Source organism: Staphylococcus sp. HMSC14C01, from assembly GCF_001808085.1.
In the GTDB taxonomy this organism is placed as follows: domain Bacteria; phylum Bacillota; class Bacilli; order Staphylococcales; family Staphylococcaceae; genus Staphylococcus; species Staphylococcus hominis.
The window spans coordinates 44,404-62,121 of the sequence record NZ_KV792040.1 but is presented as its reverse complement, the minus strand read 5'-3'; the positions used below and the strand labels follow the sequence as shown (position 1 = coordinate 62,121).

Genomic DNA, 17,718 nt, shown 5'->3' with positions numbered 1-17,718 from the left:
TTAGTGTAATCACGATAGCTAGTTAATAAAAAAACATTCCACGACAATTTGTTGTCTGGAATGTCTTGTTATTATAATTTATGATGGGTCAACTTGTTTAATCGCAGGTTTTTCAAATGTCATTTCAGTACCATGACCATTTACTGTGATTACAACTGCTGTTTCATCCACAGCTTTAACAGTTCCTTTGATTCCACCAATAGTTGTAATTTTTTGACCTGCTTCGATACGACTAATCATTTCACGATGTTCTTTCGCACGTTTTTGTTGCGGTCTAATTAAAAAGAAATAAAATACTATAATTAAAATTATAGGCAAGATTAATGCTGAAACATTCATTATATTGTTCTCCTTATTAAAAGTTTTTAGGGTTCTCTACATTTAGCCCATATTGTTCGAAAAATTCTTCTTTAAAATCTAATAAACAATCTTCTCGAATGGCCTGTCTAATATCTTCCATTAATTTTAGCAGAAAATGTAAATTATGAATAGTAGTAAGACGGATACCAAACGTTTCCTCTGCTTTAATTAGATGTCTAATATATGCACGTGTATAATTCTTACAAGTATAGCAATCACAATTCGCATCTATAGGACTAAAATCATCTGCATATTTAGCATTTTTTATAACCAATCGTCCTTGAGATGTCATGCATGTTCCATTTCTAGCTATGCGTGTTGGCAACACACAATCAAACATATCCATACCGCGAATGCTACATTCTATTAATGCATCAGGTGATCCTACTCCCATTAAGTATCTTGGTTTGTCTTCTGGCATAAATTGAACCGTATGTTCAACCATATCGTACATCACTGGTTTTGGTTCACCTACAGATAAACCACCAATAGCATATCCAGGAAAATCCAATGATACAAGTTCTTTAGCACTTTGTTCTCTTAAGTCTTTGTACTCTCCACCTTGTATAATACCAAATAATGCTTGGTCCTCTGGACGTTGATGTGCTTCAAGACATCGTTTAGCCCATCTTGTTGTACGTTCAATTGAATCTTTTACGTATTTATATTCGGCAGGCATAGGCGGACACTCATCAAATGCCATCATAATATCTGAACCTAAGTCATTTTGAATTTGCATTGATTTTTCTGGACTTAAAAACAACTTAGAGCCATTTGTATGATGTCTAAATTCGACACCCTCTTCTGATATTTTTCTAAGATTACTCAAACTAAACACTTGGAAACCACCAGAATCTGTAAGAATAGGGCCATCCCAATTCATGAACTTATGTAAGCCCCCAGCTTGTTTGATAATATCATTTCCAGGTTGTAACCACAAATGATACGTATTTCCTAATATAATTCTAGCTTCAATTTGTCTTAACTCTTCTGGACTCATTGTTTTAACTGTTGCTTTCGTACCTACTGGCATAAACATGGGTGTTTCAAATGAGCCATGGGGTGTATGAACAATCCCTAAACGTGCACCTGATTGCTTACATGTTTTAATGTGCTCATAAGTTACTGCTGGCATAATCTGTACCTCTCATTCATTAAATTATTAACATTGCATCTCCAAAACTAAAGAATCTATATTTAAGTTTTACCGCTTCTTTATAAGCATTCAAAATGTATTCACGACTACTAAAAGCAGAGACTAACATCACTAATGTTGATTTGGGTAAATGAAAATTAGTAATTAACCCATCAATTGCTTTATATTCAAACCCTGGATAAATAAATATATCTGTCCAACCACTTGTAGCGACAAATTGTTCATGATCACGACGAATTGTTTCTAACGTTCTAGTAGACGTCGTACCTACAGAAATAATTCTATGCCCATTTTCTTTAGTTTTATTCAGCATATCTGCCGTTTCTTTAGTCATTTGATAGTACTCACTATGCATTTCATGATCATCAATATCCTCCACACTTACTGGTCTAAAGGTACCTAGGCCAACATGTAGTGTAATAAATGCAATATTGACACCTTTGTCTTTTATTTTCTGTAAAAGCTCATCTGTAAAATGTAACCCTGCAGTAGGCGCTGCAGCGGAACCATTTTCTTTAGCATACACAGTTTGATATCTATCCGGATCATCTAAACGTTCTTTAATATAAGGTGGTAAAGGCATTTCACCTAACTCATCTAAGCGTTCTTCTAAAATACCTTCATAATGTAAACGCATAATGCGCCCACCTTGTTCTAATTCTTTTATACATTCAGCAATGATTTTGCCGTTACCAAATGATAAAGTATTACCTACTTTAATACGTTTTGCTGGTTTTAATAATACTTCCCAGTCATTGTCCTCTATTCTAGTAAGCATTAACATTTCTACCTTTGCACCTGTTTCTTCTTTTAAACCGAATAAACGTGCTGGCATAACACGTGTATCATTTAATACTAATGTATCTCCAGGTTCAAAATAATCCATAATATCTGTAAAGTGTTTATGTGCAATATTTCCGGTCTTTCTACCTAGCACAAGTAATCTACTTTGATCTCTATTTTTTAAAGGTGTCTGAGCAATCAATGATTCAGGTAAATGATAATCAAACTCCTCAACGTTCATATTATTCCCTCATTCTTTAATTTTTTTGAAATGTTCATAGGCAAATGGTGTCGCTTTTCTACCTCTTGGTGTTCGTTCTATAAATCCTTTTTGTATTAAAAAGGGTTCATAGACATCTTCGATTGTAATACGTTCTTCTCCAATTGACACTGCTATCGTATCCAGTCCCACAGGACCTCCATTATATTGATTAATAATACAATTCATCATTTTATGATCAATGTAATCTAAGCCTTCATCATCCACTTGTAATAAGTTTAGAGCTTGCTTTGTTGTTTCGATATAAATTTGTTCATCTTCATTTACTTGTTGAAAATCTCTTACTCTTTTTAGTAGTCGATTTGCAACACGAGGTGTTCCTCTTGAACGCTTAGCAAGCTCAACTGCACTTTCATCATCAATTTTTGTACCTAATACTTCAGCAGTTCGAATAATGATTTCTTTTAAATCTGATTCCGAATAGTACTCTAATCTTAAATGAACACCAAATCGATCTCTTAAAGGGCCTGTTAGACTTCCAGCACGTGTTGTCGCGCCTACTAGAGTAAAAGGTGGTAAATCAATACGTATACTACGTGCTTCATCACCTTTACCGATAATAATATCTAAGAAAAAATCTTCCATAGCAGAGTATAAAACTTCTTCTACTACACTACTTAAGCGATGGATTTCATCAATAAATAAAACATCTCCAGGCTGTAAACCTGATAAAATTGCCGCTAAATCTCCGGGTCGCTCTAATGATGGACCAGATACAGTTCTTATATTGACTTCCATTTCATTAGCAATAATATTTGAAAGTGTTGTTTTACCTAATCCTGGAGGACCAAAAAGTAATACATGATCTAATGGCTCATCCCTTAGTTTAGCCGCTTTTATAAAAACTTCTAAATTATTCTTTATTGATGATTGCCCAATATATTGTTTTAATTTAGTTGGTCTGAGTGAGAATTCAAAAGAAGATTCTTCATTGTGTAATGATTGATCTACCATTCTATCATCCATATTTATCCCCCCAGTTATCGTTCATAATATTAAGATATAAGCGTTTTTAAACCAATCTTAACTGCTTCATCAACAGAGTGGATGGATGTTTTATTAAGCACTTTCTCAACTTTAGAAAGCTCTCTCTTAGAATATCCTAAAGCTGCAAGCGCTAATAACGCTTCCTTAATTATATTGTCATTTTCTTCAACTTGTCCCTCAACCTGTAATAAGGTCTCACTAGTCTCTTCTGTAATCTTAACTTTACCTTTTAAATCTAATACAATTTGTCGTGCAGTCTTTTTACCTATACCAGGAAATTTAGTTAGATAAGTATCATTTTCATTTTCAATTGCACGTTTAACTTCGTTAGGTGTACTTGTTGCTAGAATAGCTAAAGCTGATTTAGGGCCTATACCTGTAACTTTTATTAAGCTTAAGAACATCTCTTTTTCTTCTTCGCTAATAAAACCATATAATAATTGTGCGTCTTCTCTTACAATCAGTGAAGTAAAGACTTTACATTCTTGATTTAAATATTTTTGAAATCGATATGAATTTGGAGTTTGAATTTCATAACCGCTACCATTAGACGTTTCTACAACAATATGTGTTGGAAACAATTGAGATAAATGTCCTTTTATATAAGCGTACATAGATACCTTCCTTACATACTCATACTAATTAATTCAACTTTATAAACATGTTGAATATTTCTCAAAGTGCCCATGACCTTTTCTATTGATAATGATTGATCTTTTGCACTCAAAGAGAGTGTAATCGTTGCTTTTTCTTCCATTGGAACACTTTGATGAATAGTTAAAACGGATAACGCTAATTTTGAAATAGTTTGTAATACTTGAGCAAGCATTCCTACTATATCATTAACATAGAGAATTAAGGTGAATTCACGGTGTTCAAAAATCTTTTCATCTACAGGAAAAATAGTATCTCTATATTTATAAAAAGCACTTCTTGATAGATTAAACTGCTTAACTGCTTCATAAATGGACAGTGTGGCATCATTTTTTAAAGCGTCTTTAATTTTAAGCGTTTTAACCACTGATTCTGGTAAAACGTCTTCACGTATTAAATAAAACTTTTTATAATCTTTGCTGTCCACTAAAAAGCCCTCCTATTCGACGAATTCAAATTCTCCCCCAAGTATTCTAACAATATCACCATTACTACATCCACGTTCTCTTAATGCATCATCAATACCCATAGAGCGCATTTGACGTGCAAAACGTCTTACTGCTGGATCACTATTAAAGTCTGTCATTTTAAACATGCGTTCGATTGCATTACCGCTTACTACATAGGCACCATCATCATCTCTTGTAATCGTAAATTTATCTTGAGATGGTGTATGTTTATATAATACGCGATTAACACCTGCATCTTCGTCTTCTTCTACACTAAAATCAATATCTTTTACTTCTTCTAATTTATCAGCAATTGTATATAGTAATTGATCAATATTATCTCTTGTAATTGTAGAAACTGGAACAATAGTTACATCTTCATCAATTTCTTTTTTAAATAATTCTAGGTTATCGTTTGATTCCGGTATATCCATTTTATTTGCCACTATAATTTGAGGTCTATCTTCTAATCTTTGTTTATAATTTATCAGTTCATTATTGATGATTTGATAATCTTCAAGTGGATTTCTTCCTTCAGAACCACTCATATCTATCATATGAACAATAACTTTTGTTCTTTCAACATGACGTAAAAATTGATGACCTAAACCGACTCCTTCTGAAGCTCCTTCAATTAAACCTGGTAAATCCGCCATCACAAAACTTCTATGATCAGGTGTTGAAACCACACCTAAATTTGGTTTAATTGTTGTAAAATGATAAGCTCCAATTTTAGGTTTTGCCTTAGATACAATAGATAACAATGTTGATTTCCCTACACTTGGGAATCCAACGAGTCCCACATCAGCAAGTAGCTTTAATTCTAAGGTAACATCTAGTTCTTCTCCAGGTTCTCCATTTTCACTAAAGTCTGGAGCTGGATTTCGAGGGGTTGCAAAACGTGAATTTCCACGACCTCCACGACCTCCACGAGCAATAACTGCACGTTGACCTTCTTCAACTAAATCTGCTAAAACTTCTTCAGTTTCTACACTTTTAATAATGGTACCAGGAGGCACTTTTAAAACTAAGTCTTCCGCATTTTTACCATGCATATTACTACTTTGACCATTTTCACCTTTTTTAGCCTTAAAATGACGTTGAAATCTAAAGTCTAAAAGTGTTCTTAAACCTTCATCAACTTCAAAAATGACTGAAGCACCTTTACCTCCATCGCCACCAGCAGGGCCACCAAATGGTACATATTTTTCCCTACGATAAGCAGTAATACCATTACCTCCATCGCCTGCTTTTAGAGATATTTTTACTTGATCGACAAACATATATCTCACCTCTTTTTATATATTTTATTAATTCATCGCTAATATTATATCATTAACTCTAAAACGTTAGATTCTATTATAATCATTTTTAAACAAAAATAAAACACCAGAAGTCTTCACTTCTGGTGTTAATTAGACAAAAATTATTCAGCTACTGCATATACAGAAACTTGTTTTTTGTCGCGACCTTTACGTTCGAAACGAACAACGCCGTCGATTTTAGCGAATAATGTATCATCGCCACCACGACCTACATTTTCACCAGCATAAATTTTAGTACCGCGTTGACGATATAAAATTGAGCCACCTGTTACGAATTGACCGTCTGCACGTTTAGCACCTAAACGTTTTGATTCTGAGTCACGACCGTTTTTTGTAGAACTTACCCCTTTTTTAGATGCGAAGAATTGTAAGTTTAATTTTAACATCGGGATACACCTCACTTATAATTTAATCTTATATTTTCATTATATTCATCTTCAATCGTTTGTAAAGACACAAGCATTGCTTGAAGAATTAATTGTGCTTGCTCATTGTTAGTGTCTACTGATCTAATGTGAAAATGACCACCGTCATCATCATAATCAATATCCGGATTTTCAGAAGTTAAACTTAAAATAGCATTCACACTTCCAAAAAGAACAGCTGAAGCCCCTGCACAAACAATATCATAGCCATAATCACCATGATTAGCATGGCCATCCATGATGACGTCTGTTACTTTACCTTCATCATTAATTGAAATATCAACAGTAATCATAATTAAGCGTTGATTTTATCAATTGTTAATTTAGTATAAGGCTGACGATGACCTTTTTTACGTTTTGAATCTTTACGACGTTTGTAAGTGAAAACAGTAATTTTTTTACCGCGACCTTGTTTGTTCACAGTAGCAGTTACTGTAGCTCCTTCAACAGTTGGAGCACCAACTTTAACTGAATCTCCACCTACAAATAATACTTTATCAAATGTGAATGAATCACCTTCATTAACATCTAATTTTTCAACGAAGATCTCTTGACCTTCTTCTACTTTAATTTGTTTACCGCCTGTTTCGATAATAGCAAACATACCTTGCACCTCCTATAATTATAAGTCACGCCATATACAGGTGATAAAATATAACATTTTAACGCTTAAACCTGTATTTGAGCGGTTGTATGTAGCTATAAAACTACTCAACTATTGCATCTTACCATTACTTATATTCAATGTCAATCTATTATATTGGCTTTTTAAAGAATTTAAAGAATATAGGCATCAAAATAATTAATAAAATAATATTTAATATAAGTGTTGGGATAATACGTAGTAATATAAAGTTTAGTAAATCAAATTCTACATAGCTAATAACAGAATATATAATTGCTACAAATATTTCAAGAATCATTACACCAATGATACTGAACCAATATACCATAATATAGTCTCGGTAAAAAATCTTCAAGAACTTATTAAATATTGTTATTAAGAATATATAACCAAACAAATATAAACCATATACACTGCCAAAGTAGATATCAGTTATCATACCTAAAAAAATGCTTAGTAATAATGTGACCATAAATGGTCTATAAATTGATAAAAGTAATAAATACATTAGAGTTAAATGAGGAACTAAGATAAATGTTAGGTTGCCTATATGAAAAGGAATAACCAAACCAATAAGTGTATCAAGATAAAAAACGATGATACCGATCATTATATAAACGAACGCTTTCATTATCGAGTCTCTCTTTCATTGAAATCCGTGTTATTACTTTTTTTCGCTATGTATACATGTTGAATATCTGATAAATTTGCTCCAGTTTTCACCCTCACTTCTTTTGCTAAACCATATTCATCATTTTCTACCTTCGTCACTTCTCCTATGTATAAATCACTTGGCAATTGATCGGCTAATCCACTTGTTACTAGTTTGTCACCTTTTGAAATTTTATCCTTATTATTGATATTACTAATAATTAATTCCTGAGTTTTATTATCATAGTGATCAATTAATCCAAAAACATTTTTAGAATGATGTTGAATATTGACTGATAGTTTTCCAGCTCTTGTATTCGTTGAAAGTAAATCAACTTGAGAAGAAAATTGATTCACTCTAGTTACTCTTCCAATTAAACCATCACTAGTAAACACTGCCATATTATTGCTTACACCAGCTTTTTTACCTTTATCAATAATCACAGTATTCATCCATTGATCTGGATTACGTGCTATGATGGCACCTGAAATTGCATCGTATTTTGAAGCATCAGTCATATCAAGTTCTTTTTTTAAGTTTTTATTTTCCGCTTCTAATGCTTCGTTTTTTGCTTTTAATTGATTAACTTCATTATGATTTGATTTGTTAGATTGAAAGAAGTTACCTATAGCTCCAGTCACAAAATTGACAGGGTAACTAATTACTCTCTGACCAAATGACACTGAGTCCCCCACATATTGCTCAGGAGGTGATTGAGTTTGTGAACGAATGGACAAACCAATCAATGCAATAAAAATAATTATTGCACAAAAAACAACAATTAACTTGTTATTTTTAAAAAAATTTAACACTCATAACACCTCTACTATTTATTTTAAATTATTATATTCTATTTTATATTACTCTAGGATTGAAATAAAGAATAATATTAAATATTATCTTCAAAGAAAAAAAGGAACAAGTTAGAATCTTCATTGAATTCTAGTACTTGCTCCTATCAAATGTCATCTTATTTAATTTTACGATTCTTTATTCGGCTTATCTTTTTTATCTTCTTCATAGAGCGTTTCGTCTTTTCTCCATTTAGAAAATAAATTTTGTGCTTTTGCTTGTTCATTTGCCTGTTTTTCTTTAGATTGTTCAGACATACATTACACCAACCTTCAAAAGATTATTGTATCTATTTTAGACATTAACGCATTTATTTATTTTTTTCAAATTATATTTTTTAATACTCATTCTGAGGTTTTAAAGTGATTGATTGTCCTAGGCGATTTAATTCCTGTTCCATTTCAATTTCCGTACTAAAGACTTTAATCGTATCACTTCCGAATTTATAGATGATAAATTCATTATCTCTTTGCCCTACAATGTAATTATCATTATATCCCATTCTAACTATACCTGAAACTTCCATAAATTCTTTTTTATCTATAAATTTAAACACATTTTTTGTTTGACTAGCAGGAATATTCTGAAGTAAATGATTTTCTTCTATAGTATAACTTTTTCCATTAGTAGGCACTGGTGTTGATGTTTGATTACTTGGCAAGAGCTCGAATTGGTTATTGGGAGGTTGATTCATAGGATTCCAGTCCTGTTCTCTTAAAAACGGGGCATATTTTAATGCAAAATAAACAATACTAAGGATTGCAATAACTGCTACTATATTTTTAAAAATACTAAAAACCATTCGCAATAAAATCCCTCCAATTTTAAATCTAAATTATTATAAATATAAAATAGATTTTATCCATCGGTCTAAAGAAGTAAATTAAGTAAATTCTTAAGACTGATTAACATTTTCTTAAAATATATTATAATAATTAATATCACTCGTAAAATAAATTTAGAGGAGTGTGAGAAATGAACATTCTTACAATTATTTTACTTATCTTGCTTGCAGTTATACTTTTTAAAGTAGGATTTGCACTTTTAAGATTTTTAATCTCTGCTGCTTTTATTATTCTCGGACTGTATTTAGCCTATCAAGGTGTTCTTTGGATTTTAGAAAATTTTAATGTGCTTTCAGCTTATATAAGATAATGAAAAAGCTAGTTACTTTTCAATATAATTAATACAATCTACCCTTTATTAATTCGTTTATGATTGTATTGTATGAAAAGTTAACTAGCTTTATTTACGATTGCTTTGAGACAAGTATTCATAAATTTTATATATTGTTGCTAATAGTAACCCAAATATCGTTCCAGTTACTATATCACTAATGAGTAAAATATATAATTGAGTATGCGTATGGTTGACGAATACTCCAATAAAAGAAAAAATGGTAATACCAACAATCGATAATAACACGGTATTAAGCGTTTCTTTTAAACGAATTGTTTTTTGTTTAATATTCAATCTCATTATGTAAATAATAGGTATTAACACCCCTATGATTAAAATTAAAGTCATCATACACCTCTAAATATATAATTAAGGCTTATTATACTAAAATTTTAACAATGAGACTATAAATAATTTTTAATCTTTTATACGAAATACCCCTCCTCTACTAAACTAGTAAATTTTTGATCACCGATAATAATGTGGTCAAGTAATTCAATGCCAAGAATTTGTCCACATTCTTTAAGTCTAATGGTAGTAGCAATATCTTCTTTTGAAGGCGTCACATCTCCAGATGGATGATTATGAATCACAATTACTGCATTACATGAAGCTCTAATGGCAGCATTAAAGACTTCTCTTGGGTGTATCACTGAAGAGTTTAATGTTCCTATAAATATAGTTTCTTCTTTTATCACTATATTTTTAGTATTTAAAAATAAAGCAACTAAATGCTCTTGAGTTAAATCTTTCATTTTAGACATCATCATATCTGCGACATCTTTAGGAGATTTAATCTTTACTTTTTCAATTGAATTACGTTTATTTATTCTTTCTCCCAATTCGAAAGCGGCTTTTAGTGTCACTGCTTTATGCAATCCTATACCTTTTATTTTTAACAAATCATGTATTGAAAGTAATTTTAATTCTTTTAAATTATTTACTTTATTAATCATTTCATTTGCAATATCAATACTTGAAACCCCTTGTCGTCCAGTGTTAATTAAAATTGCTAATAATTCACTGTTAGACAAACTTTTTTCACCATATTGAATGAGTCTCTCTTTAGGAAGCTCACTTTTGGCCATATCTTTAATTTTCAAAAACATCACCTTTTCTTTATTAGTTACATAATATTGTTGGAAAAATTAATTAATAAAATATATGAGATTGAAATAAAAGGAATAAGTGGGATTTTACGTATCTTAAAACGAAACAAGATGATATAAAACATAAGACCAATTGCACAAGTTAATAATATTAGATGAAGTATAAATTCATAAGTATAAAATATAGAAAGTATACTAAGTAATAAAATATCACCGTACCCTATACTTTTAGAATTTAACAGAAAAAATGTATGTAATAGAAAGAAAATAAATATAAATGAAATCAAATGTAATGAAGAAATATAGATACCGACAAAGAAAAAAACGAGGATTAAGTTACTGTTGATTGTTAATGTTTGAATATCGGTTAGAGACATCGTTATCAACATTAAACAAGTTAATATAAAGAGAGAATAATTTATATGTATATCGATAAATATTAAATATGGGACAATAAGAAACGATAATATTTCACCTATAATATAGGAGCGTTTTAAAGGATTTGAACAGCATCTCGAGCGTCCTTTTAAGAATATGAAACTTAATAATGGTATAGTATCAAACCACTTTAATGATGTATGACAATAATCACATTGTGATCGTCGCTTGAAATATTGAAGATTCACTTTCTCTATACTTGAAAATTGATATAAAAAACTAAATATTACACTACACGTAAATGCTAATAATACTATTATACTGATCACCTCATATCATTCATTATAACTAAAATATGGTCTAAGTAAATGGAATAACGAGGATTAGATTAAATTCATTTCAATAAATAAATATATCTTCTTTAAAGCATTTTAAATTCAATAAAATGAATAAAACCTTTATTAAAAATAATCAGTCCACTCTTAATCTATCAATTATATAACTAATAAAAAAGCTATGAAGAAGTTTAATTTGTAACTTTCTTCATAGCTATATTTAGATATTTAACATACTATATATTATGAATTAAATTCAACTTTCGATTTTACTTCACTTATAAAATATAAACTGCCTGTAATCAATAAGCCCTCACCATCATAATGATTTATAAAATCTACATAATCATCAATATATTCGATGTTATCAGCATCTATACTCTCAAGTAATTCTTGTTTAGATAAGGCTTTATGAAAATCAAATTCAGTAAAATAAAATGTACCAGCTAAATTTTGTAATTTACTTAACATTTCGTTTACAGGTTTACCTTTAATGGCTGAAAATAAAACATCCATTTTCTCAAAATCATAATAATTTTTGATTGTTGAAACTAATGCTTCAACACTTTCATTATTATGTGCTCCGTCAATAATAATAAGAGGTTTTTCTTTAACTTGCTCAATACGTCCTGTCCAACAAACACTTTCAATAGCATCAATCATTTTATTAAAATCTAATTCAATAATATTTTCTTCGTTCAACTCTATTAAAGCTGTAATAGCTAATGAAGCATTTTCTTTTTGATGATCACCTATCATATCTAAGATGATTGTTTCTAACTCATAATCTTTATATCTATAAGTAAATTCATCATCTTCAGATACAATAATGATTTCTCTATCTAGTTCAATTGGCTTTGCATTCTGATTTTCCGCTAAATCTCTAATGTATTTTAAAGCTTCCTCATTTTTGACTGCATAGATGACGGGTACATTAGGTTTTATGATAGCACCTTTATCTTTTGCGATATCTAAATACGTACTTCCTAAAATATCAGTATGATCTAATCCTATACTTGTCAAAATTGAAAGAATAGGAGTAAACACATTAGTTGAATCATTTTTAATTCCTAGTCCCGCTTCTACAATAACAAAATCTACAGGATGTATCTCTCCAAAATATAAAAACATCATTGTTGTTATAATTTCAAATTCTGTTGCAGAACCGAGTTCGGTTTCTTGTTCTAACGCTTCACTTACTGGTTTAACTCGCTTTACTAATTCAACTATTTCGTCATTTGAGATCGGATAACCATTTAAACTAATTCGTTCATTAAACGTTTCAATAAAAGGAGAAGTAAATGTTCCAACTTCATATCCATTCTCAACTAATGCAGCTCTTAAATAAGCTACTGTAGAACCTTTACCATTTGTTCCACCCACATGAATACCGCGAATATTTAATTGAGGATTATTTAAGTGGTTAAGCATCCATTCCATTCTTTTAACACCAGGTTTAATACCAAACTTAGTGCGCTCATGTATCCAATATAAGCTATCTAGGTAATTCATTGACAATTCTCCTATGCTTTTAATTGTTCAATTCTGTTTTTAACACCATTATATTTTTCTTGATATTTTTGTTGTTTTTCGCGCTCTTCATTTATAATTTTTTCAGGTGCTTTATTAACAAAATTCTCATTTGATAATTTTTTATCAACACGGTCTAATTCTTTTTGAAGTTTGTCTAACTCTTTCTCTAAACGTTCAATTTCTTTATCCATATCAATAAGTCCTTCTAACGGTAAAATGACTTTACCAGCAACTACTACCGCTGTCATCGCTTTTTCAGGAATATCTACATTTGTATCGATGGTTAATTCACTTGGATTACAAAATCTATGAATATAATCCGCATTTTTTTCTAAGATTGTTTTAATTTCTTCATTTTTAGCTTGAATGAGAATAGGGATTGATTTAGAAAGTGGTGTGTTTACTTCTACGCGTGATTGTCTCACAGATTTAATAATTTCAACTAATTGTTCCATTGTCTGTTTACTTTCATCAAACACAAACTCTTCTTTAACTGTCGGCCATGCTGCTTTTACAATTGTTTCTCCTTCATGCGGTAAACTTTGCCAAATTTTTTCAGTTACAAATGGCATAAATGGATGTAGCATTCTCATTATTTGATCAAGTGTATAACTTAGAACAGAACGTGTTGTTTGTTTTTGAGCTTCATCTTCACCATTCATTGGTATTTTACTCATTTCAATATACCAATCACAGAATTCATCCCAAATAAAGTTATATAAAGCACGTCCAACTTCACCAAATTCATATTTTTCACTCAGATTAGTAACGGTCTCTATTGTTTCATTTAGTCGTGTTAAAATCCATTTATCCGCTAAAGATAAATTACCAGATAAATCAATGTCTTCCACTTTAAAGTCTTCTCCAATATTCATCAAGCTAAAGCGAGCACCATTCCAAATTTTATTAATAAAGTTCCATACAGATTCAACTTTTTCGGTAGAATAACGTAAGTCATTACCTGGAGAAGAACCAGTTGCTAAGAAGTAGCGTAAACTATCTGCTCCGTATTTTTCGATGACATCCATTGGATCTACACCATTACCAAGTGATTTACTCATTTTACGACCATCTTCAGCTCTTACTAAACCATGAAGAAGTACATCATTAAATGGTCGTTTACCAGTAAATTCTAATCCTTGGAAAATCATTCTTGCTACCCAGAAGAAGATAATATCATAACCGGTTACAAGAACATTCGTTGGATAGTAACGTTGATAATCTTTTGCTTCTTCATTAGGCCAACCTAAAGTTGAGAATGGCCATAACGCACTTGAGAACCATGTATCTAACACATCTTCATCTTGAGTCCAATTTTCGATATCAGCAGGTGCTTCTTCTCCAACATATACTTCACCTGTTTCATTATGATACCAAGCTGGAATTTGGTGACCCCACCATAATTGTCTAGAAATAGTCCAATCTCTAATTTCTTCCATCCAACGATTAAATGTATTTTCAAAACGTGGTGGATAAAAATCAATTCGATTATCTGTTTTTTGATTATCTAGTGCTTGTTGCGCAAGTGGTTTCATTTTTACAAACCATTGTGTAGATAAATAAGGTTCTACTACTGCACCTGAACGTTCTGAATGACCTACAGAATGCATATGTTCTTCAATTTTAATCACTAAATCTTGAGCTTTTAAATCTTCTACTAATTTTTTACGACATTCGAAACGGTCTAAACCAGCATACTGAGATGCATTGTCATTCATTTTTCCATTTTCATCCATTACAATAATGTTTTCTAAATGATGTCTCTGACCAATTTCAAAGTCATTAGGATCATGTGCAGGTGTAACTTTCATAGCTCCACTACCAAATTCAATATCAACATACTCATCTGCTAAAATTGGTAATTCTCTACCTATAATTGGTAAAATCACTTTTTTTCCTATGACATCTTTATAACGTTCATCATTTGGATTAACGACTATAGCAGTATCCCCTAACATTGTTTCAGGACGAGTTGTGGCAATTTCAATATATCCATTACCATCAGCATAAGGATATTTAAAATGATAAAAATGACCTTGCACATCTTCATGAATCACTTCTATATCTGACAATGCTGTACGTGCGACTGGATCCCAATTTATAATTCGCTCTCCACGATAAATAATTCCTTTATTATATAAATCAACAAATACTTTTCTAACCGCTTTACTTAAGCCGTCATCAAGAGTAAAACGTTCTCTACTATAATCAAGACCTAAGCCTAATTTAGCCCATTGTTTACGAATAAAAGATGCATATTCTTCTTTCCAAGACCAAGCATGTTCTAAAAATTTTTCACGTCCTATATCATGACGAGAAATACCTTGTTCTTTTAATTTAGCATCTACTTTAGCTTGTGTTGCAATACCCGCATGATCCATACCAGGTAAATAAAGCGTATCGTATCCTTGCATACGTTTCATTCGAGTAATAATATCTTGTAATGTTGTATCCCAAGCATGTCCTAAATGTAATTTACCAGTCACATTCGGCGGCGGAATAACAATTGTATATGCTTCTCTAGATTCATCTTCTAGAGGTTTAAAGTATTCATTTTTTACCCATTCTTCATAACGCCCCGCTTCAACTTCACGAGGATTATACTTTGATTCCATTTTCATTGAAATAACCTCCTAAAATAAAAAAGCATCCTTCCTAATATATAGGACGGATGCTCCGTGGTACCACCTAAATTCAAGACGATACCTCCATATCTTCTTGCACTTATTTATGATTAACGCTCATACACGCTTCTATCTACTATTATATGTGTATTCAATAAAAGAACTTGTGGGCTACCTTCAGTTTGATCATTATACATATTTACACCGTCCATATGCTCTCTTTGATAAGTATCAAACGTACTCTTCCCAAAAAATATATTTAATTACTAATTAATAGTATAATAGAAAACAATGATAAGTCAATCTTTTGGAGGAATATTTATGAACGCATGTGCCTTTGGAACTACAGACCCTATTTATTTAGATTATCATAATAAAGTATGGGGACAACCAGATTTTAATAGTCTTTCACTTTTCAAATTACTTGCACTTGAATCTCAACATGCTGGTTTATCTTGGTTAACTATATTAAAAAAGAAAGAGGCTTATGAAAAAGCATTTCATCAATTTGATCCTATAAAAATTTCTAAAATGACAGAGAAAGATATTAATGCTTTAATGACCTTTCCAAATATCGTACATAATAGAAAGAAATTAGAAGCCATAGTATCTCAAGCTAAGGGTTATTTACAAATTGAAAAAGAATATGGTAGCTTCAGTAAGTTTTTATGGTCATATGTTGATGGACATCCTATTGACTTGCACTATAAAACTCCCTCAGAACGTATTACAGTTGATGAAAGAGCAAAACAACTTTCAAAAGATTTAAAAGCTTATGGTTTTAAATTTTTAGGACCTGTGACTGTATTCTCGTTTATGGAAGCGGCTGGTCTATATGATGCTCACTTAGAAGGATGTCCTTCAAAACCTAATCATTAAATATTAAAAGGAGTAGAACAGATTATTTTGAATTCGTAGTTCTACTCCTTATGATTGATTATCACTTTTTTTTCGTTTTAAAAAGTAATTAATTATTGGTGCTACTAAAAATAATATAAAAAATATCCTAAAGATATGAAAACTTGATATCTTAGCAACATCTGCACCAGTAGCTATGGCAACTAGTACAATTTGACTCATACCTCCAGGAGCTCCACCTAAAAATAATTCGTTTAATGAATTATGAGTAAACAAATGAACAATAAAGACCATCAAAAATGATCCTAAAATTAAACTTATATTTTGATACATAATTGCTATAGCAATGCGACCTTTTAAATCACCTAATAAATGTGCAATTTGTAAACCAATTCTACTCATATAAATCACTTGTGCAAAAGCAAGAATATAATTATCTAAAGTAAAAGTCAGATGAGTTGATAAATTCCAAACAATTAAAACGACAATTGGAGCGAGTAATTGTTTTGTTGGAAAATTTATTTTTGACATTAAGAAATAAACAAAAGCTATAGCAATCATAATTAAAGCAATTTGGGGCACATTTAAAGCTCTTGTTAATGGTGTAGCTTTATGAATCATCTCTTCACTTGATGATGAATTGCTAAATAAAAAAGAAATAAGTGGTACAAGTACGACTACAAAAATAACTCTAGAAGTTTGGGTTAAACTTACTACTAAGATATTCGCTTTTTTATCTTCTTCAGCCATAATTAACATTTGACTTAAAGCGCCAGGTATTACACTCAAGATAGCAGTTTCAGTATTAACTCTTGCAATTTTTTTGAAAAAATAAGCAATCAATAATGATAACGTGATGAGTAAAACAGTCACCGTCACAATGGTTAACCACTCATTTTTGATATCATTAATGACTTGTGACGTAAACGTAGATCCTATTTGTACTCCAAGTAATATTAAGCCAATCTGACTAATCCAAAAAGGCCATTTAATATTTAGTTTTAGTACTTTAACCACAATAATTGAGGCTATAATGGGCCCAAACATAAAGGGTAAAAGCATATGAGATAATTTTAATATTAAACTCATGATCATCGCTATTATTAATAATATAATATTATTTAGCCAAATTCGCCTCAAAAATCATCACTTCT

Annotated in this window: 22 protein-coding genes and 2 other annotated features; of the genes, 2 read left to right on the top strand and 20 right to left on the bottom strand. The window is 30.9% G+C overall.

Translation table 11 applies throughout. From position 1 onward, the window contains the following. Positions 1-78: 78 nt before the first annotated feature. From yajC to HMPREF3131_RS07410, 14 genes are all read right to left on the bottom strand, one after another. Entirely contained in the window at positions 79-339 is a 261-nt protein-coding gene (gene yajC, locus HMPREF3131_RS07470) for a preprotein translocase subunit YajC (protein ID WP_002448938.1), read from the bottom strand. A 16-nt stretch (positions 340-355) separates the two neighbouring features. After that, complete coding sequence (tgt, locus tag HMPREF3131_RS07465) at positions 356-1,495, bottom strand: tRNA guanosine(34) transglycosylase Tgt (RefSeq protein ID WP_049382000.1); 1,140 nt, start codon at positions 1,493-1,495, stop codon at positions 356-358. Positions 1,496-1,514: 19 nt separating this feature from the next. After that, entirely contained in the window at positions 1,515-2,540 is a 1,026-nt protein-coding gene (queA, locus tag HMPREF3131_RS07460; RefSeq protein ID WP_017176161.1) for a tRNA preQ1(34) S-adenosylmethionine ribosyltransferase-isomerase QueA, read from the bottom strand. Positions 2,541-2,549: 9 nt separating this feature from the next. Beyond that, positions 2,550-3,545: a Holliday junction branch migration DNA helicase RuvB gene (ruvB, locus tag HMPREF3131_RS07455; protein ID WP_017176160.1), complete on the bottom strand. Its 996-nt coding sequence runs from the start codon at positions 3,543-3,545 to the stop codon at positions 2,550-2,552. A 29-nt stretch (positions 3,546-3,574) separates the two neighbouring features. Then, positions 3,575-4,180 (bottom strand): Holliday junction branch migration protein RuvA, encoded by a 606-nt coding sequence (gene ruvA, locus HMPREF3131_RS07450; RefSeq protein ID WP_070436594.1) that lies wholly within the window; start codon positions 4,178-4,180, stop codon positions 3,575-3,577. 11 nt (positions 4,181-4,191) lie between these two features. Continuing rightward, the gene (locus tag HMPREF3131_RS07445) at positions 4,192-4,647 is read right to left on the bottom strand and encodes an ACT domain-containing protein (RefSeq protein WP_017176158.1); all 456 of its coding nucleotides are present in this window, start codon (positions 4,645-4,647) and stop codon (positions 4,192-4,194) included. A 12-nt stretch (positions 4,648-4,659) separates the two neighbouring features. Then, on the bottom strand, positions 4,660-5,952 hold the full coding sequence (gene obgE, locus HMPREF3131_RS07440; RefSeq protein ID WP_019835431.1) for a GTPase ObgE: 1,293 nt from the start codon (positions 5,950-5,952) through the stop codon (positions 4,660-4,662). A gap of 143 nt (positions 5,953-6,095) precedes the next feature. Next, positions 6,096-6,380 carry a 50S ribosomal protein L27 gene (rpmA, locus tag HMPREF3131_RS07435; protein WP_002449010.1) on the bottom strand — a complete coding sequence of 95 codons (285 nt, stop codon included), beginning with the start codon at positions 6,378-6,380 and terminating at the stop codon, positions 6,096-6,098. Between the two features lie 11 nt (positions 6,381-6,391). Beyond that, entirely contained in the window at positions 6,392-6,712 is a 321-nt protein-coding gene (locus HMPREF3131_RS07430; protein WP_017176156.1) for a ribosomal-processing cysteine protease Prp, read from the bottom strand. Between the two features lie 2 nt (positions 6,713-6,714). Continuing rightward, positions 6,715-7,023 (bottom strand): 50S ribosomal protein L21, encoded by a 309-nt coding sequence (gene rplU, locus HMPREF3131_RS07425; RefSeq protein WP_002448968.1) that lies wholly within the window; start codon positions 7,021-7,023, stop codon positions 6,715-6,717. Positions 7,024-7,036: 13 nt separating this feature from the next. Next, positions 7,037-7,120 (bottom strand) — a sequence feature (ribosomal protein L21 leader region). Between the two features lie 54 nt (positions 7,121-7,174). Further along, positions 7,175-7,675, bottom strand: a complete 501-nt coding sequence (gene mreD, locus HMPREF3131_RS07420; RefSeq protein ID WP_017176155.1) for a rod shape-determining protein MreD — start codon at positions 7,673-7,675, stop codon at positions 7,175-7,177. Next, positions 7,675-8,508 carry a rod shape-determining protein MreC gene (mreC, locus tag HMPREF3131_RS07415; RefSeq protein ID WP_070436593.1) on the bottom strand — a complete coding sequence of 278 codons (834 nt, stop codon included), beginning with the start codon at positions 8,506-8,508 and terminating at the stop codon, positions 7,675-7,677. The genes mreD and mreC overlap by 1 nt, the downstream gene beginning before the upstream one ends. 168 nt (positions 8,509-8,676) lie before the next feature. After that, positions 8,677-8,805, bottom strand: coding sequence for a hypothetical protein (locus tag HMPREF3131_RS11555; protein WP_017176153.1), 129 nt, complete (start codon positions 8,803-8,805; stop codon positions 8,677-8,679). 80 nt (positions 8,806-8,885) lie between these two features. Next, positions 8,886-9,356, bottom strand: coding sequence for a DUF4930 family protein (locus HMPREF3131_RS07410; protein ID WP_017176152.1), 471 nt, complete (start codon positions 9,354-9,356; stop codon positions 8,886-8,888). A 167-nt stretch (positions 9,357-9,523) separates the two neighbouring features. On the opposite strand from HMPREF3131_RS07410, the gene HMPREF3131_RS07405 reads away from it, so the two are divergent. After that, positions 9,524-9,703 carry a hypothetical protein gene (locus tag HMPREF3131_RS07405; RefSeq protein ID WP_002455241.1) on the top strand — a complete coding sequence of 60 codons (180 nt, stop codon included), beginning with the start codon at positions 9,524-9,526 and terminating at the stop codon, positions 9,701-9,703. A 90-nt stretch (positions 9,704-9,793) separates the two neighbouring features. Here HMPREF3131_RS07405 and HMPREF3131_RS07400 read toward each other — a convergent pair whose 3' ends face one another. The 5 genes from HMPREF3131_RS07400 to HMPREF3131_RS07385 all read right to left on the bottom strand — a co-directional run bounded on the left by HMPREF3131_RS07400 (position 9,794) and on the right by HMPREF3131_RS07385 (position 15,703). Further along, positions 9,794-10,075, bottom strand: a complete 282-nt coding sequence (locus HMPREF3131_RS07400) for a hypothetical protein (protein WP_017176151.1) — start codon at positions 10,073-10,075, stop codon at positions 9,794-9,796. Between the two features lie 77 nt (positions 10,076-10,152). Next, positions 10,153-10,830: a RadC family protein gene (gene radC, locus HMPREF3131_RS07395; RefSeq protein ID WP_017176150.1), complete on the bottom strand. Its 678-nt coding sequence runs from the start codon at positions 10,828-10,830 to the stop codon at positions 10,153-10,155. 23 nt (positions 10,831-10,853) lie between these two features. After that, positions 10,854-11,543, bottom strand: coding sequence for a prepilin peptidase (locus tag HMPREF3131_RS11045; protein WP_002487997.1), 690 nt, complete (start codon positions 11,541-11,543; stop codon positions 10,854-10,856). 249 nt (positions 11,544-11,792) lie between these two features. Beyond that, positions 11,793-13,061 carry a bifunctional folylpolyglutamate synthase/dihydrofolate synthase gene (locus tag HMPREF3131_RS07390; protein ID WP_070436592.1) on the bottom strand — a complete coding sequence of 423 codons (1,269 nt, stop codon included), beginning with the start codon at positions 13,059-13,061 and terminating at the stop codon, positions 11,793-11,795. 11 nt (positions 13,062-13,072) lie between these two features. Further along, positions 13,073-15,703: a valine--tRNA ligase gene (locus HMPREF3131_RS07385; protein ID WP_002449015.1), complete on the bottom strand. Its 2,631-nt coding sequence runs from the start codon at positions 15,701-15,703 to the stop codon at positions 13,073-13,075. 39 nt (positions 15,704-15,742) lie between these two features. Continuing rightward, positions 15,743-15,969: a binding site (T-box leader), on the bottom strand. Between the two features lie 58 nt (positions 15,970-16,027). On the opposite strand from HMPREF3131_RS07385, the gene HMPREF3131_RS07380 reads away from it, so the two are divergent. Beyond that, on the top strand, positions 16,028-16,585 hold the full coding sequence (locus HMPREF3131_RS07380; RefSeq protein WP_002448956.1) for a DNA-3-methyladenine glycosylase I: 558 nt from the start codon (positions 16,028-16,030) through the stop codon (positions 16,583-16,585). A 48-nt stretch (positions 16,586-16,633) separates the two neighbouring features. Here HMPREF3131_RS07380 and HMPREF3131_RS07375 read toward each other — a convergent pair whose 3' ends face one another. Next, positions 16,634-17,704 (bottom strand): AbrB family transcriptional regulator, encoded by a 1,071-nt coding sequence (locus tag HMPREF3131_RS07375; protein WP_070436591.1) that lies wholly within the window; start codon positions 17,702-17,704, stop codon positions 16,634-16,636. Between the last annotated feature and the right edge of the window lie 14 nt (positions 17,705-17,718).

What these genes read in the sequence shown, in the direction of transcription:
- mreD (WP_017176155.1), bottom strand. Translation starts at nt 7,675, where the DNA reads ATGAAAGCGTTCGTTTATATAATGATCGGTATCATCGTTTTTTATCTT.
- obgE (WP_019835431.1), bottom strand. Translation starts at nt 5,952, where the DNA reads ATGTTTGTCGATCAAGTAAAAATATCTCTAAAAGCAGGCGATGGAGGT.
- queA (WP_017176161.1), bottom strand. Translation starts at nt 2,540, where the DNA reads ATGAACGTTGAGGAGTTTGATTATCATTTACCTGAATCATTGATTGCT.
- rpmA (WP_002449010.1), bottom strand. Translation starts at nt 6,380, where the DNA reads ATGTTAAAATTAAACTTACAATTCTTCGCATCTAAAAAAGGGGTAAGT.
- rplU (WP_002448968.1), bottom strand. Translation starts at nt 7,023, where the DNA reads ATGTTTGCTATTATCGAAACAGGCGGTAAACAAATTAAAGTAGAAGAA.
- HMPREF3131_RS11555 (WP_017176153.1), bottom strand. Translation starts at nt 8,805, where the DNA reads ATGTCTGAACAATCTAAAGAAAAACAGGCAAATGAACAAGCAAAAGCA.
- ruvA (WP_070436594.1), bottom strand. Translation starts at nt 4,180, where the DNA reads ATGTACGCTTATATAAAAGGACATTTATCTCAATTGTTTCCAACACAT.
- HMPREF3131_RS07380 (WP_002448956.1), top strand. Translation starts at nt 16,028, where the DNA reads ATGAACGCATGTGCCTTTGGAACTACAGACCCTATTTATTTAGATTAT.
- HMPREF3131_RS07390 (WP_070436592.1), bottom strand. Translation starts at nt 13,061, where the DNA reads ATGAATTACCTAGATAGCTTATATTGGATACATGAGCGCACTAAGTTT.
- HMPREF3131_RS07430 (WP_017176156.1), bottom strand. Translation starts at nt 6,712, where the DNA reads ATGATTACTGTTGATATTTCAATTAATGATGAAGGTAAAGTAACAGAC.
- HMPREF3131_RS07385 (WP_002449015.1), bottom strand. Translation starts at nt 15,703, where the DNA reads ATGAAAATGGAATCAAAGTATAATCCTCGTGAAGTTGAAGCGGGGCGT.
- HMPREF3131_RS07400 (WP_017176151.1), bottom strand. Translation starts at nt 10,075, where the DNA reads ATGACTTTAATTTTAATCATAGGGGTGTTAATACCTATTATTTACATA.
- yajC (WP_002448938.1), bottom strand. Translation starts at nt 339, where the DNA reads ATGAATGTTTCAGCATTAATCTTGCCTATAATTTTAATTATAGTATTT.
- HMPREF3131_RS07405 (WP_002455241.1), top strand. Translation starts at nt 9,524, where the DNA reads ATGAACATTCTTACAATTATTTTACTTATCTTGCTTGCAGTTATACTT.
- tgt (WP_049382000.1), bottom strand. Translation starts at nt 1,495, where the DNA reads ATGCCAGCAGTAACTTATGAGCACATTAAAACATGTAAGCAATCAGGT.
- ruvB (WP_017176160.1), bottom strand. Translation starts at nt 3,545, where the DNA reads ATGGATGATAGAATGGTAGATCAATCATTACACAATGAAGAATCTTCT.